The sequence below is a fragment of the Paenibacillus sp. N22P23 genome, assembly GCF_059383735.1.
In genome coordinates, this window is the sequence record NZ_JBXENT010000001.1 from 1,854,860 (window position 1) to 1,871,367 (window position 16,508).

The window sequence follows — 16,508 nt, forward strand, 5'->3', positions numbered from 1 at the left end:
TCCATAATTCCTCCTTATTTCTTATCTACTAGCTGCGTGCCAACTTGAAGCACCTCTCTACCAATTCCCAGCTTGTAACCCGCAGTTACATAGCGTATACCACTGTTCTCATCGAGGACCAGCACGAATGGCAGGGAAACCGTACCCGACTCTACTAGTGCGGGAGCTGCCTGCAGCATGACTAAATCACGGTCACGAACGAAAGTGAAATCGACAGGGAAACCTTCATAGGCAGCGGGGTCAAAGGATGCTGTCCATCCTTCCTCGCCTACAGCCATAATAATTGTCATGTTAAGTGCATCAAATGTGCTAGTCAGCTCTTTGATCTCTCGAAGCAAATGCTTGGAAGGCTCGCGTTCCGGTTCGATCCATGCCAGCACCGCACTTCTGCCTTGTGTGAGCTCTCCCAGCGAAGTAGACGTTCCATTCTGGCGAGTAAATCTCCAAGCCGGATCTGCTTCGCCGATTACAGGCAATTCACGAATTGGATAACGGAATGTCAGCGGCAACTCCTTACACTTGTCACCTTGTACTTTAAAATAAGTGAAACGAACAAGCACGGAGCCGTCCTTCTGTCTGGTCCCAGCAGTCATGCGATAGCAGCCCGCATCAAGCTCAAACGGCTTCCCATATACATCGGTTAAACCATGTGGATAAAATAACGATTGATACCAGCCATTCTCCAGTTTTGCAAAGGAGAAGTTTCGAAAATAAGCCGCTTCCTCCGCCTCAGCCGGAGCTTCCGGATCACGCTTCAGAAGCACTTCTCCCATTACTGCAGCAGATGTAGGCGTGCTTACTAGTTCGAAACGAGCATCATACCACTTGCCGTCCAGCCAGTACTGTGGCTTACGCTCGCTCGGATGAAGCCGCGCTGGAATGCCAATACTCCGACAGACTGCTACGAACAGAATATCACGCGAAATCCGGTCACCTTTCAGAAGGCGATAGCTGCCTGAAGGCATTGCGGATCCCTGGTAGTACGTCATATCCTCCACAACTTCAAACTTCTCAAGAAGATGGCCGACTAGCCCAGCTGGGTCCAACCTGTAGCGCGCGATGTCCTCAACAAGTAAACTTTCTTGAAAAAGCTGCTTATAAGGACCGATCATTTCGAACAAAACACGCGGACAAAGCACGTAACGCGAGAACAAATCTACATCGAATAACGCTGCGTACGGCAGCGAGCCTACCAAATGATCGTACAGCGCGGGGCGGAACGTATCGGTCAAATCTTTATCGTTTAAGCTCTCTAGCAGCCGCAGCGGCCATTCTCCATATGAATCCGTTTGCTCCTGCAGAAATGCAGCGATTTCATGACTGTTCCCACGCGCCTTGCGAAGAACATGCCATACTCGTTCAACCGGAAGACCAAGCTCCCCAGCAATCTCGCCCGATCGCGCCTCACTAACAAACGTATCCTCGAAGCTTTTACGAATAGCGGCTCCTTGCTGCAGTCGGTTACGATGTTGTTGCAGCACCTCTTCAGAAACGGCAGACGCTCCATCGACAGACAGCTCCGGTGGCGGCACCATCTCGAACTCGGAAATGCCTTCGGGCTGCTCGTGGTGATCAATCGTAATGGTAAAGGAATCCCGTTCGGAAACCGATATTTTACACTCGCCCCATCTCGATCCCTCTACTGCGCGAACGAGCAAATCGCCATAGCCTGTCGTAAGCGTTACTTCACCTTTGGCATCTGTAGTCAGTTTAGCAATAGGCGTAAATTCAGCGAAATTATAGACCTGGAACGATACGGCAGCTCCTGGAACCGGCAGCCCTTCACGGTCTTGAATAACTACAACTATTTTACGACTAGGTGCATACCCATCCAGTAAATTGATTTCTGTATACCATTCATGCGCGAGCGTAATGGATTCCGGCCCTGGATATTTCGAAGGTACCCGTGTATTAATGAGCATCGCTCTTCGAGCCGGAGCACTGAACCAGCCTTCATTCAGCTGCGCCTCAGGTTCACAAGCACCGATAAAATGCCAGCTGCCTTCGGCCCAAGCTTCAACCCAAGCATGGTTCGAGTCCGAATGTGCCCAGCGCGGCGTATAGCACTGTCTCGCCGGAATGCAGAGGCTGCGCAGCGCAGCAACGGCTAAAGTCGATTCTTCTCCGCAACGTCCCAGCGTTGTACGTATCAGTGTCAGCGGCGAGACCGTTCGCGGATCATTGCCGACGTATGTTGCCTTCTCGTAGCACCAATGATTCGTTTCCAAGATCGCATCTTCCATGGAGAGCTGCTTCACACGACTAAACAGCTCATCGAACAAAATCCCCCTGCTGTCCTCGATGTTCTCGTTGTTCACGCGATACGGCAGAACAAAATGGAGGAACAGATGGTCCGGCACCTGATTGCCCCAAGGCATCTGACGACGAATCTCCAGTGTCTTCCGGACATGGCTCAGGAACAGGCTGCCCTCGTAATCAGCCAGGTCGTTCAGCGGCATATAGGCATAGAGAAACTTAAGCGCTAACCGTTCTTCCTCGCTCAGTTCTTCCTCAAATACGCTGAAGAGCTCTCTCTTTCTCGCATTTGCCAGCTCCTGCTTCTCTTTGAACTTGCGCTCAATCGTAAGGAGGGTTTCTTCATCCAATGAAAAACCTGCGGCTGTTAAGGACATACCGCCTCACTCCTTCCATAGCTTCCCGTCTTCTCGAATATAGAATGTCGAACTGCCATCTGCAGACGGCGCTGATATCTGAAAGAGCCGCGAAGTCAATTCGATTTGAGGCTGGATCATCCACGTGTCTTCCCCCATAAGCAGAGACAGATCCGCACTAAACACGCCGAATTCCGCAAAATGATTGCGCTGACGATAATACAGCATGCGCAGCTGCCACTTTATCGTTTCATCCTGCGGCAGTGTAAAGTTTTCCGTGCTCTCTTCATCGGCAAACACGACATATCCCCATAATTCCGGGTAATGCATATTGATGATTCCCATCGGAGACCATACCCAATTGTCTTCCGGGTATGACTTGCCTGTAGCAGGATTGATGACTTTCTCATATCGTCCATCTTTATTCACTTCAGCCTGCCATTCCACACGAGAGAAATTGACGCGCCAGAATTGTCCGACTGTCGGACGACGCCCTTCAGCAGCACATTCCAGTAAGCTCTTCCATGGCATGGCCACTTCTACGCTCCAGCCGCGATTGGCAGCAAGTGGATTGTTAAGCTCCCCATCGATATGAACCGCCGTCTTCAGACCTGCGATGTCCCATGCATTGACTGCCGGCCCGCCGTCACGGTATGGCTTCACCAGCAGCAAATCCCACACCGTATTGAGTGCATTAATTTCAAATTCATAGTATTGGTGCGAATCACCATCAGGATCGATGAAAATCTCAAAATCATTATCGTAGAAAATAACGGAGTCCCGCTCCGTCAGCGTAGCCCAAATTTGGTCTTCTACCATTTCAGCTCCGAAATAGAAGTACTCGTCATCCCATAACATTTTGACTCTTGTACGTTTGCTTGGCTTCGGTCTCAGGTCGCCTTCGATATCAACGAACTCTGCCGTCCAAGGCGCATCCGCCCAAAATGGTTTATCCAATCTGCCATCCAAGACGAGCGGTTCAGTCGCTCTGCGGCACATGTAATGCTCCGGTGCATACTTCTTTATGTGTGGTTCCGGTACTCCGTTAAAGTTCATTGACATTGATCCAGCCTCCAACTCCATTTATGTTATATCTTCTTCGAACATGGATTCCATTTTCCACTCACATTATACCGTTCTTACGTCGAATGTGTAAATATTAGATATAACAAATAATATAACCTCGAAGCATGAATATATCTTAAACGCAAAAAAGCCTCCCTGCGAGTATGGAGCTCACAAGAAGGCGAATACCAAACCCGGACTTAATCGTTCAGGTCAGGCCCAGGTCCGATCGACTGTCTTGAGATCCATTTGACTGGAATAACAGCACGTTCCCGTTGTATAACATGGTTCTCCAATTGATCAACAATCATCATCGCAGCCCGCTTACCGATTTCCTCGTAATTCTGTTCAATTGTAGTAATCGGAATATCGCCTTGCTGCGACATATCGTTGTTATCAAAGCCCACTATCGACAATTCCTCCGGAATCTTGATCCCCAGATCAATAGCCGCTTTCATACAATCGTAAGCGACCATGTCATGTTCGGTCTGAATCGCCGTCACGCGCAGCTTCATCAATTTCCCAAGCAAATCCTTGTAAAATTCCCGCCGAGTCGCCGAAGCACCTTCTGCTTCCCGAGGCAAGTCGCTGAAGATCAGTTCAATATCCACTGGAAATCCGTGATCACTTAGCGCTTTACTATAGCCGAAGAAGCGATCACGCACTGTACTGCGGTACTGAATGCCTATCGTGGATATGAAAGCAATTCGCGAATGACCCAGCTCAATCAGCTTGGATGCCGCTTGATAACCACCTTCATAATTATCCGATACTGCGCTTCCCATTGTCAGCAAGCTGTAATATTGATCGACCGTTACAATCGGATACTCGCTTAAATGAAGCGCATGAACAACATCCAAATTCTTTTGCGTGCTGACCGGATACAAAATAATACCCGACGTACCTCGCTTGGGCAGCGAATGCAGCAGCTCACGCTCTCGTTCACTGCTCCAGTCACTGTTATGAATACTTAGGTAATATCCCTTGGATTCTACGTATTTGGCCGCACCTTGCATATGCTCAAGCGTATTGTGAGCGTTAACAAATGGAAGGATCATGGAAACGATTCGGCTGGAAGAAGAGGTCTCCCTCACTTCCAATTCAGGACGAGCTTCGTCTTGTTTCTTAACGAAGCTTCCGCTGCCCCTTCTCCGATAGATCAGACCTTCTCTTTCGAGTTCTATCAATGCACGTTTGGATGTAATGCGGCTGACGCCGAACTGCTCCGCTAGCTCAAGTTCCGTCGGAAGCTGCTGACCGGTAACGTATTCCCCTTGAGAAATGCGTTCGCGCAAAACTCCGAGTATTTTACTGTATAACGGCTTATTGTCGCTCAGCACAGAATTCACACCTCAGCCTAATTAGTTCTATTTTTTTCAGTATATCGATTATTGTCTTACTAATCCAACAGATTTTATACGGATTATGAACTAGCCTGTAATCCCCGTCCGCTCTACGCTTTCTACAAAGTACCGCTGCACAAACAGATACATGGCAATAAGCGGCGCGATCGTTAAGAGTACGCCTGTATTAAGCAGCATGGAGGTATATACAGGGTCCGGCTCCTTGATGCCAACTCCCATATCCATTAGACTTGTGGACAGCACTTTGACCTGCTTCAGGAACAAGCTGACATAATAGCTGTCATTCCACTGCCAGACGAATGAGAACAATAACACCGTAATGATCGCAGGAATGGCATTGGGCAGCATGATGCGGGAGAACGTGCGAAGCACCCCTGCTCCGTCAACCAGTGCAGCCTCTTCGACTTCCTTCGGAATCCCTCTAAAAAACTGCCGGAAAATATAGATATAGAGTCCGTTCTTGAGTCCCATTGCAGTTCCAGCCGAAATAATGAACGGCCAGAAGGTATCGATCAAATTCAGCCCTTTCTTGCCCGTAAACAAGTGAATCAGACCAAACAGATCAAAGTAGCGGTAAGTCAAGTACAGCGGAATCATGATCGTTTGCGGAGGCACAACGATAGTGAAGATGACAAGTGCGAATAAAATCTCACTGCCTTTAAACTTCAGTCGTGCAAACGCATATGCAGCCAGCGTACAAGAAGCCATCTGGATGATCGTTGTGCTGGACGTGATGTACAGCGTATTCAGCAATGAAGTCAAGTAATGAGCGGATTCCATTGCGATCTTGAAATTATCGAGCGTAAAGTGCCTTGGTATCCAGAGCACGGTCGGATCGTAGATGTCGACCTTGCTGCGAAATGCGATGGAAATCCGCAGGAAGAGCGGAAACAGGATTACGAAGCAAAATCCGAGAATAAGGACAGCTCGTATCAATCTCCATACGAATCCTTTCGTTTTCTCCACCGGATTGTACCGTCTTACGAACAAATCGGCGTAAGCCGTAGGCGATTTCATAGACTCACCTCCCCATTTAGTCATAGTAGAACACTTTGCGTGAGATCAGGCCGACTGAGACAGCAAGAATCAGGCCGACGCATAGGAAGAACACCCACGACATCGCGGCGCTAAGACCGAAATCGAATACTTTGAAGGCCGATTCCGAAATAAGCAGATTGATCTGGTTGCTGCTAAACGTATCGGTTATCGAATACACCATGTTCGTTAGAATGAGCGGCGTAACCATCGGAAACGTAATTTTCCAGAAGCTCTCGTAACCTGTCGCGCCTTCAATCTTGGAGGCCTCATACAAGGATGGAGAGATCGACTGCAAGCCTGCCAGGAAAATAAGGATTTGCACACCCGACGAACTGATAATCTCGTAAATCCGGTCGACCGCGCCCGTAATATAATTCACAATGACCGGCGATAAACCTGATTCGATCATCATTCTGCTTAGCTCAAAGCTTTGCAGTGCATTTGATCCCTCTTCTCCTCCATTGCCTGCCGGAATCGCCCCGCCTCCGACGAAGCTGCTGATATCCAGGTTCGCGATTGCACTCGAAGCCAGAATAACCGGCAGGAAGAAGATGGCTCTGGCGAATGGACGCCCCACGAACTTCTGATTGAGCAGCACTGCTGCGAACAAACTGAAAATAAGGATGAGCGGGACGTTCACTACCATGTTTCCGAGCGATTCCGCGAGCGTCCGAGGAAAATCCGGATTGGACGTAAAGAGGCTCGTATAATTATCAAAGCCTTCGTACGTTACCTTAAATCCGCCATCAACCATATCCAGTGAGCTTAAGCTGTAGCGAAACGATTGGATCAGCGGCAAAATGAACAGCAGGATCATACCGAACATGAGCGGCGATGCAAACAGAACACCGAACCATGCATTTTTCTGTTTTAGTGTCATTGGTTTTTTAAACATCGTCATTCACCGCCTAACCGGTAGCTTTCGGCGCCGATCGTCATGCCGTTCACCTGTACTGCCGTTTGATTGTAGTTCACGATAATCGAAATGCCGTTCTCAAACGTGGTCTCCACGACTTGATTGGCAAGTGTGCGATGGCCGGTAATGATTTGATTACGCACTTGTTTCAATACGGGGTTTGCCTCTTTGTATACGCTCGTCGCTTCGTCAAACCAATCCGCGTAATGGAGCGCGTACAGATCGTTATAAGCGGTATCTTTGACAACCGCTGCCTCGTTATAGTACCAGGCGTAATAGATATTGGAGCCGGTTTCCAGCGCTTTGAGCATCGAGACGCGCGGGTTCTGATATTCATCCATATTGAAGGGTGCACCTGCCAGATCTACATAACCATGAAGTGCAATTTGATAGAACATGACATCCTCATCGGTAATGTTTAATCGATTGCTGGAAGTAGGTGCATGTACGACGATGTCGGCATATGGAAGCGTATAAGCATTGCCTCCGCTTACCATGAGCTGACCGCTTTGCTGCTTCAGCTTGTCCGTTTCATGCAGGATCGTATTTCGCGCAGCCTGACGGTCGACCGATGCATCCGGGTCAAAGTCCGAATTCACTTCATTCCCCATATCCCGCAAGGATAAACCGCTTATCTTGAACTTCTCATAATCTGCCATAAAGGCATCTACCGTACTCGGAAGCTTGTTCGGGGACAACTTGTAATGGGAGAATGAAGAGCTGTCCTTTACGTACATGACTGGATCGTAATGATAGACGGCTGCACTGCGACGATCAAGTAAATCCGCACTGTCTTTGGCCCCCTTATATTTCTCGAGGAAAGCCACGTCTGGATACAAGCCAATCTCATTTTGCTTCGTGTAATCGATAAGACGCTGAAGATCTTTCTTGCCTCCGAGAGCACCTTCGAGCTCGATATCCTTAGGAGAGCTGTGACGGATGCCATCATTAAACCAACCTACATAACGCAGTGCAATATCATCGATATCCTGCGTCTTCAGCAGCTTAAGCAAGGAGCCTGCCTCATCATACGTCGTTAACGATTCCGTTGCCGAATAAGGCAGGCCAAGGAATGATTTCTTCTTACGGAACGCTCCTTCAACCTCGAGGATGAATGGTGCATTTGCCTTCTCATCAAGCTTCTTCAGCTTGTATTTGTCGGTTAAATAATTCCGATAAGCACCTGCCATCCCAACATAATCGGCTGAACCGCCTGTAAGGAAGCTATAGCGGACACGTAGATCGCCTTGATAAGTCTGCTGTTGGAACATGGGAACCGAGCTGGTCTTCGTCCCTGAGCTGAGCGTATAATAGTCCATCGATACAAATTGGAACTCGGAATTGACACTATTATATTGATCATGTCTGCCGCTAATATCGGCGAGCACACTAGACAACGCATCCCCGTCCTCAATAATACCAAGCAAAGCATGATCATTCTGCTTCAAGCCAAACACAGGCAAACGTACCGGAGAACTTGTTACCACCCGCTCCTTTACATCAAAGGTGCCATCTTCACCATAAACCGGCATTTTGTAAGGTTCGGCACTTAACTTCTTATTATTAAGTTGAATTAACGCACCTGAACCATCCGGAACGAAGATATATCCCTGCTTCTTATCGTCTGCCGCTCCGAAATGCTTTAGCACCTGGACGGAGGCAAGCGGAAAGTCAGGACTGTAGTGGACATCCTTCGCAGAGATGGATACAACGAATTGTTCATCGTCCAAAGCGTATTCTACCGGAATCGTGAAAGTAGCCTGCTCATCGGCAGCTTCTACTTCGGCACCGTTCTCCTTGTTATCCTGAGCAGCATCTTCTTTCGTATATCCCGCTTTGGTTAAATAACCTGCAAGCTCCTGCTTCACGTTATCTTGCAAATTGCGGACCTCGTAGACCTGCTTCTCTTGATTAAGACGGAATTTATAAGTGACCTGCTTACGGGCATCGTCATCCGGCAGCTTGTCCAAGATGAACTTCTCGAATCGTTCCTTGCTGATTACCGCCGGAATGTTATCCGTGCCGCCGGAAGCTTTACCGAACTGGTAGACGATTCTTACGCCATTCTTCGCAGCCGTAATCTCGAACTGTTTCTTCTGGACACTGTCATCATAGCTGTTGAAATGATAGACTTGGCCCTTCTCGTTATAATACGTAAGCAGCAGCTGCGATGAGAGCTCCGACTGATAGAGTGGTGATGCGAGCGAATCCTTCTGATGACCGACAGGGTTCGAGAACCATACGTACCCGTCTCGCTTGTCCTTCACCGCAATCTCTGCTGTCTCTTTATTGATGAACAAGGCGAGTGTTTCTGTCTCCGATAGCTGCTCCATCTGTTTAAGTACAGCCAGTTCTTCTGCTGTATTCGTTGTACGTTCGGTAGAATCCGCAGCCAGAACCGCAGAAGCGATCGTAACCTCGTCTTTGAGAGACTTTCCTCCATCTGAAGCTGCCGATGCCGATGCCGCGTCTCCCGTCAAGCCAATATCCTCTTTATCCCCGTCAGCGTAATTGATAATGGCAGTACCAGCTGCCAAGCATCCGCAGAGGGCAGCAATGACGACATGCTTTCTTTTGATCACAACCGTTCCCCTCCAAATAAACATGATTCCTCGGCAATCATCGTACTCTAAACGAAAGCTCGTGATAGAGTGACATGATGAAACTGATCATCTGCTGCAGCATACTGAAGAACAGAACGCCCAGGAATAACATGATCCCGATGACAACGAGCGTGAGCAGCATCGTTAGCACAGTTTTGCCGGCCGAGTATTGATGAATCGTCATTGTTCCAACGAACAGCAATGCGATAAACCAGACAATCGCAACGGTATCGAGCAAATAATAAAAGGAGCTCTCATCTGCTGTGATGACCATACTGTACAGCGTTTGCGGCAAATAAATAAGAACGAACGGCATCAAGGAGTACCCGGTAGCCATTATAATTTCTTTAAATTTGCCTTCACCGTCCATCAACGTTGTGAGCGACCAGTTGGCCACACACCAGAGCAGGAACGGCAGTATGATGTATTTCAGTTCATTGATGCTGTTCAAGTCGGCGGGATTGTTGAAATTCACAACAAATCCGCTGTACTGACGCTTCACGATGGTGAGCAGAACAAGTAGAAACAAGATCAAAGTTGCGATCTTGATCCTTCCCTGCTTCTCGAACTTCATCTCCCAGAAGCCATTAAACGGATGCAGCATCGTATAGAACGGGTTCTTAAGCGGGCCAACTTCCTTATAATAGCCGCTCGCAGCCCTTCTTCTAGCAAGCTTGACGATCGCGAAAATGATACCAATTGCAGCTGCTATACCGAGAACGATCGACCCGAATCGATTCAAAACGATTTCTTTCCGGTAACGCTTGAAGGCTTCCGAATAATTCTCCCGGTTATTGCCAAGCTCGAAATACTTCATCGCTTCTTTGTTCTCGCCTTGCTTAAGCAGTGATTTACCGATACCGATATAAGCGACTTCGAAATTACTGTTCAGCTTCAGCACTTGCTTCCAAGCGTCCGTTGACTGCTCCACTTTGCCGTTGAATAGCGACGTAACTGCATCCCGAATCAAACGCCCATAACGAGTCGGCTCAAATACAGTCAACCGATTGTTATCTTTATCCAGTACGATGACGCGGTCACCCTGCAAGCCCATGGCCGAAGGCGTACGGAATTTCCCTTGCTCCGCGCCTAAACCACCGAACATGTAGAGCAGATTACCGTCTTTGTCATACGTGAAAATACGTCCGCGTTTGGAATCAAGCGCACTGTACATGCCGCCGGCATCCTGTGCAACATCGACAAAGATGGAACTGCCAGGGAAGCTTCCGACCTCCATCGTGCCTATATCCCCTTTAGGGGGAAAGTATCCTTTACTCCGCAAAATATCGACACCGGAAGGATTCAATTTCTTGATCGGACTGTTCGAGTTTTCTTCCACCGTTGTCGTATACATAAAACCGTCATCGTCGATGGCGATATTATTGAACTCGAGCGGAATAAACTGTTCCATCTGATCACGCTGTTTTTTGGTCGAGATGCGCTTCCAGAACAAATCCATTGGACTGAATTTCACGCGATTCGTTCCGATAAATCCACTGAATGCACCGTCTGAATCAAATTCCATGATCCCTTCATAGGAACCGCGGCTGATTAGGTACAACCTCTGAGCTTTATCTACGACCAGTTTAATCGGTAAAAATTGAAACCCCTCGCGGATGAGCGACGATTTGGGCTCATTGATCTCACGCACAAACTCGCCTGCGGCTGTGAGCTCAATAATTCTGCGATTTTGCGTATCTGCCACGAAGAGATGGCCTTTGGCATCCGCGAAAACCCCTTCTGGCTGATTAAACGTATCTTTCTTGCCTTCATGGTCAAATTCGGTAATGACGCGCTCTACGCCCAGCTTCTTGTCTAGTACAACAATACGGCTGTTGCCTGTATCCGCGATATAAATGTTGCCGGTACTCGAAATATACATATCCTGCGGCGAAACCATCGGTCCGATATTCAAATCCGGCCCATAGATAACTTCAACAGCTCGGTATGGATCCGGTGCCGGCACCGCTTCTCCCCAATAGGAGTAGTTGTACCCTTCCGATGAGGCAGCGGACGCAGGAGCGCATACACCGAGCATGAGCATAACCAGCATTAACGTTACGATCGTTCTTTTGGCTGTCAAAATCCGGCTCCCCCCTGCTTACTCTTTCAGCCCCGATGTGGACATCGTTTGAATGACTTTACTTTGCGTTAAGATGAATACCGCAATCGGAACAGACATCATCAGCAGCGTCACAGCCGCAACAGGCCCCGTTCTTGCGATTCCCCCGCTCGCAATTTGACTGAAGACGGCGTCCACCGTACGAAGCTGTTCGCTGTAAATATATTTGTGGCTCGTTACGGATCCATTCGTCCACAAGCTTTGCAGCGAGAAGATAATGAGCGTCATCCAAGCCGGTTTAACGATCGGCATCACGATTTTCCAGAAAATCCGATATTCTGTCGCGCCGTCGATCTTCGCAGCTTCAATTAATGCATCCGGAATTTGTTCCATAAACTGCTTCATCAAGTAAAGACCAAGCGTGGAACCGAATGCCGGGAGCAATATCGCCCAATACGTATTGATCATGCCAAGCCAAGAGATCGTCATATAGTTCGGAACCTGGGTCACGTAAGGCGTGAACATAAGCGACATGACCACGAGACTGAACAGCGCATTCCGAAAAGGAAATTTCACTTTCGCAAGCGGGTACGCAGCTGCCGAAGCAATGATAACGTGCCCAGTCGTTCCCGTTATCGCGATAAAGAAAGTATTGAATACATACCGCGAGAAAGGGACCCAGGAGTCAGCGAAGATGCCGACTAAATCCGTGAAATTCTTCATCTCCGGGTGACGAACGATAAATCTTGGCGGGAATGCAAAGATTTCGTCCAGAGGCATAAAAGCTCTGTTAATCGTATACACGAGTGGAACCGCCATAAATGCAGCGACACCTGCCAGCAAAATAAAGAGCAGAATATCGACCGACCAGGAGCGATTAAGCCGTTTTCTCAATAGGAATTTCAGTGCCATCGCCCTTATTCACCTACTTTTTTCAGAAGCTTCTGCGTAATCAAGTTCGTTATCATCATAATCGCAAACAATATCGTGGCGATGGCCGATGCATAACCCATCTGGAAACGGATCGTTCCATAGTCAACCAAATGCGTAACAATCGTATGAGCGGCGTAGTCCACACTCGGGAATCCGATCATATAAATCGAAATTTCTGCTACCGCAAACGCTGATGTAATCTGGATAACGGCACCGAACATCAATTGCGGACGCATAGCCGGAAGTGTAATAAACCACAGCTCTTGCCACCGATTACGGATTCCGTCGATCGCTCCTGCTTCATACAAAGTCCGGTCCACGTTCTGCAAACCGGCGATAAAAGCAAGGAAGGATGTGCCCAAGCTAAGCCACAATTGAACGGCCATCAGAATCAGGAGCATATACCGCGGATCCTGCAGCCATTGGATCGGTTCCAGAATAAAGCCCCATTTCATTAGAAACGAGTTCATGAAACCGTAGGAATCGCTGGAGAACAGGGTCTGCCAGATTAAATAAGTGTTACCCGCAATGGATGGTGCGTACAGAATGAGTGTCAGCACAGCTCGCAGTTTAGGCGGTAATTCATTGATCAGCCATGCGAATATGAAGCAAGCCACATAACTGATCGGTCCTGTAATAAAAGCGAATAAGAACGTGTTCTTGACTGCGATAAGAAACACATCATCCGAGACGAATAGTTGGGCATAATTGTCCCAGCCTACAAAGCGCGGAAATTCAAGCATATTGAAATACGTAAAGCTGAGAATAACCGACATGAAGACCGGTATGACGGTAAACACCGTAAATATTAGAAAATAAGGAGCCATCAAAACAAGCGCATGCTTGTTCTTGACTAATTCGGTCTTGATATGGCCTAGTTTCTTAAACGTCATCGCACTAATTGGAAATCCCCTCACTTCTCATAGGGAAGATTGAATTCTTTTCTTCTGGCGCTGATCTCTTCGTTCATATAACGGACATAGAAGTCCATCGTTTCTCGCGGATCTTCGCCTTGTACAACAACGCGACGGAACGCATTATCGATGTTCCGGCCGGTCAAATACCCGCCTGGCACTTCAGGAATACCTCTCGTCCATTTCAATTGCTCGAGCAGCGTATTTAAATCCTGCACAGGCCATGAAAGCAGCTTCAATGCTTCGATATTAGCGGTTGGGTAACGAGCAGACGTCCCTAAACGAACTTCCATCTCGCGGCCAAACGCCAATTGTGTCTCTTTGCCGGTCCACCATTTCATAAAGGACCAGGCCGCTTCCTTGTCTTTGGTATGCTCGAACATGACGGCCGCGGTGCCTCCCGTACCGACATCTCGGCGAATGGTTCCGTCTGTCTGCTTCGTACCGGGAACAGGTGCAAATCCCCACAGCCCTTTAATTTCCGGGGCATACACCGAAAGCTTGTTATACATCGTATAGTCCACAATTCCGATTGGCATTTCGCCGGTACGGAAACGGTTCGCAAAATCCGTCTGGATCGGCAGCTTGTAGTTCACGTACAGATCCGTCCATTTCTTGAACTGCTCGATAGCCGTTTCCTCATCCAATCCTGTGGCCATATCATTATTCTTATAGAACTGTCCATCATTCTGATAGAGCAGCATCGCATACGTAGGGCTTGGCGGAAGGGTAATGATATCTGTCGTGACGACATCATTGCCTTGTGCGTTAAGTCCTCTCTGCGGCAAACCGAATTGCAAGTTATGCTTCTGCAGCTCCGGAATGAGGGCATATACATCATCCCATGTTTGCGGCACCTTCAGATGCAATTCATCCTCGATGATGTCTTTCCGGTAGAACAATACCGGGAACGTCTGCTGCTCAGGCAGCCCATAATACTTCTCGTTATACTCATACGGCACCATCACACTGCTCTTGAACCACTCGGTAACCTCACGGAAGTCAGAGAATACGGACAAATCCTGCAGCGCATTACGTGTTGCGAAATTGACCGGGACCTCGTTACCGACCTGCAGCGCAACATCAGGACCTTTACCCGCAACCGTGGAAGGGAGCAAAATATCCGCTGATACCAGCTTCAGGCTCACTTTTATACCCGTGTCATGCGTAAAATTGTCATCGACCAATCGTTTCAAGATTTGCGCTTGGTCGCGTCCGGATGTAACCCAGACCGTGACAACCCTCTCCCCTTCTTCATCGCCGCTGAAATCGTCATAGTTCTCATAGAACGATGCCGTGAACGAAGCAAGGCTTGATTTGAACTTCTCCCATGTAGTCGCTTCCGGATTCGGGAGCTCCGCACCAGGTTCCGAAACGATAACATAATCGATCGCAACCGGTTGTTCATTAATCATCAGCATCCAGGAGCCCAATGCACCGACATTGCTCTTGAAAGCATCGATTCGGCTAGGCACCGTATCCGGTCGGTCTGCCATGTCTTTCAACTGATAGGCCAGCGTATTCAATAGGGCAGAACGGTCGTTGCCTCCATCGTCAGGACCTTGAATCATACGGGCAATGGCATAGAGCCGATCGCTTTCTTCACGGAATACTTTAGACATCTCCGGTATCCGCTTGTCCAGCGCATAATCCCGGAATTGATCCGGCACAACGCCTGTAAAGCTAATCACCTTCCGATACATCGCATTCAAGTTCAGAACGCTGTTCTCAACCGTCCGCAGAACAGGCGCTAACTCGCCTAGTGTTACTTCAAGCCGGATCGTATGTTTGCCAGCAGCCAAATAAAACTGATAAGGCTTATCGTTCTGCTTGCCCAGCACCTTCATCTGCCAATTGCGGTCGTATGCGAAACCGATACGCTGCGCTTCCTTGAAAGGAAGCTGCCCGTCGATCGTAAGCGTGCGCAGTGCCGACATCGCTGTCAAATAATTTTGTCTGTTCTTGAAGGCGATTTGATACAACCCGTCCTTCTGGACTTCGACTTCCCATTCTATCCACTGTCCCGGCATGCGCCAGGTCCAGCCACCCATCGCATTGTTACGCAGCTTTGATGCGTGGAAGGGCTCGACAGCCGGGCTTGAGCGGTCATTGTAAGGGAGGAGCATTGGCGTTGATTTCAGCGAAGAGGCTTCCCCTTGGATTTTCATAAATGAGCCTTCGACGGGTTGATAGCCCTTCTGCTGGTATTGCTTCTCTAGTTCATCGTAGGCAATGATCTTACTCGGATTGGTTAGTTTCAGATAATCAATGACCAGCGGTTCTTTACTTGAAGCCAGCGTCAGTTCATGTTTCCCCTTGCTAAAATAAAACTGATACGGCTGCTCATAGTAACCACTTGCATCCTCAAACAGCGATTCCTGCCACATCGGCACCTCGATCTGCTTCGGCGCCAAATCATTGTTATTATCATCGCGATCAAATACGGACTTCTCATCCTTCCAAGTGCGGCTGAAGACAAGGCTTCTCGCTTCATTGAAAGGTGTCTCTCCGTCAATCTTCAGACCTCTTTCGATGTCCGAATCTTTGCCCTTTACGGTAAAATACTTCATGACAATCTGGTATAAGCCACTTTGCTCGACGTCAACGTTCCATGAAATCGATCCCGTCTCTTCAGTCAGGACCATCGTCCCTTGCTCGCCTTCGTAGTCCTCGATAACGGATGCATTCATGCCTTGTGCTTCATGAAAGCTTTCGGCCTCTATCCGTATCTCTGCGTCTGGCTCTGGCGTGTCTTTGTACTTGGACAAATATTCATCGTAGCTCCCCTTCTTAAAGGAAGACGACAGCTTCATTAAACTTGTGCTGTCCAGCGGGCGATCTTCGGCGGAAGCCGAAAAGTTGGAGCTGCCCCCGATCGTCGTTGCTGCAAAATAGATGACGGCAGATAAGATAACGAGTATCGAAATAAGTTTGATATAGGATCGCCTCATAGTTCCCCTCACAAAAACGGACCCCCAAATCGCCTTATCGTTACAATAAA

General features: G+C 48.4%; 10 protein-coding genes. All 10 read right to left on the reverse strand.

The features are described 5' to 3' along the window. Nucleotides 1-14: 14 nt before the first annotated feature. Nucleotides 15-2,633 (reverse strand): transglutaminase domain-containing protein, encoded by a 2,619-nt coding sequence (locus tag AC506A_RS08765; protein ID WP_495460554.1) that lies wholly within the window; start codon nt 2,631-2,633, stop codon nt 15-17. Nucleotides 2,634-2,639: 6 nt separating this feature from the next. Continuing rightward, a complete protein-coding gene (locus AC506A_RS08770; protein ID WP_495461005.1) occupies nt 2,640-3,668 on the reverse strand; it encodes a carbohydrate-binding family 9-like protein in 1,029 nt (342 codons plus the stop codon). A gap of 209 nt (nt 3,669-3,877) precedes the next feature. Next, nucleotides 3,878-5,017, reverse strand: a complete 1,140-nt coding sequence (locus tag AC506A_RS08775) for a GntR family transcriptional regulator (RefSeq protein WP_495460555.1) — start codon at nt 5,015-5,017, stop codon at nt 3,878-3,880. A 90-nt stretch (nt 5,018-5,107) separates the two neighbouring features. Then, on the reverse strand, nt 5,108-6,058 hold the full coding sequence (locus AC506A_RS08780; RefSeq protein WP_495460556.1) for a carbohydrate ABC transporter permease: 951 nt from the start codon (nt 6,056-6,058) through the stop codon (nt 5,108-5,110). 16 nt (nt 6,059-6,074) lie between these two features. Next, nucleotides 6,075-6,974: a carbohydrate ABC transporter permease gene (locus AC506A_RS08785; RefSeq protein WP_495460557.1), complete on the reverse strand. Its 900-nt coding sequence runs from the start codon at nt 6,972-6,974 to the stop codon at nt 6,075-6,077. Between the two features lie 2 nt (nt 6,975-6,976). After that, nucleotides 6,977-9,577, reverse strand: coding sequence for a DUF5696 domain-containing protein (locus tag AC506A_RS08790; RefSeq protein WP_495460558.1), 2,601 nt, complete (start codon nt 9,575-9,577; stop codon nt 6,977-6,979). 37 nt (nt 9,578-9,614) lie between these two features. Next, nucleotides 9,615-11,681: a YIP1 family protein gene (locus tag AC506A_RS08795; protein WP_495460559.1), complete on the reverse strand. Its 2,067-nt coding sequence runs from the start codon at nt 11,679-11,681 to the stop codon at nt 9,615-9,617. A gap of 18 nt (nt 11,682-11,699) precedes the next feature. Then, the gene (locus tag AC506A_RS08800; protein WP_495460560.1) at nt 11,700-12,572 is read right to left on the reverse strand and encodes a carbohydrate ABC transporter permease; all 873 of its coding nucleotides are present in this window, start codon (nt 12,570-12,572) and stop codon (nt 11,700-11,702) included. A gap of 5 nt (nt 12,573-12,577) precedes the next feature. After that, nucleotides 12,578-13,486, reverse strand: coding sequence for a carbohydrate ABC transporter permease (locus tag AC506A_RS08805; protein WP_495460561.1), 909 nt, complete (start codon nt 13,484-13,486; stop codon nt 12,578-12,580). A 20-nt stretch (nt 13,487-13,506) separates the two neighbouring features. Beyond that, nucleotides 13,507-16,458 (reverse strand): extracellular solute-binding protein, encoded by a 2,952-nt coding sequence (locus tag AC506A_RS08810; RefSeq protein WP_495460562.1) that lies wholly within the window; start codon nt 16,456-16,458, stop codon nt 13,507-13,509. Between the last annotated feature and the right edge of the window lie 50 nt (nt 16,459-16,508).

Bases quoted from the DNA above. Each gene is read 5' to 3' on its own strand.
- AC506A_RS08810 (WP_495460562.1), bottom strand. From the start codon at position 16,458: ATGAGGCGATCCTATATCAAACTTATTTCGATACTCGTTATCTTATCT.
- AC506A_RS08805 (WP_495460561.1), bottom strand. From the start codon at position 13,486: ATGACGTTTAAGAAACTAGGCCATATCAAGACCGAATTAGTCAAGAAC.
- AC506A_RS08800 (WP_495460560.1), bottom strand. From the start codon at position 12,572: ATGGCACTGAAATTCCTATTGAGAAAACGGCTTAATCGCTCCTGGTCG.
- AC506A_RS08780 (WP_495460556.1), bottom strand. From the start codon at position 6,058: ATGAAATCGCCTACGGCTTACGCCGATTTGTTCGTAAGACGGTACAAT.
- AC506A_RS08785 (WP_495460557.1), bottom strand. From the start codon at position 6,974: ATGTTTAAAAAACCAATGACACTAAAACAGAAAAATGCATGGTTCGGT.
- AC506A_RS08770 (WP_495461005.1), bottom strand. From the start codon at position 3,668: ATGAACTTTAACGGAGTACCGGAACCACACATAAAGAAGTATGCACCG.
- AC506A_RS08765 (WP_495460554.1), bottom strand. From the start codon at position 2,633: ATGTCCTTAACAGCCGCAGGTTTTTCATTGGATGAAGAAACCCTCCTT.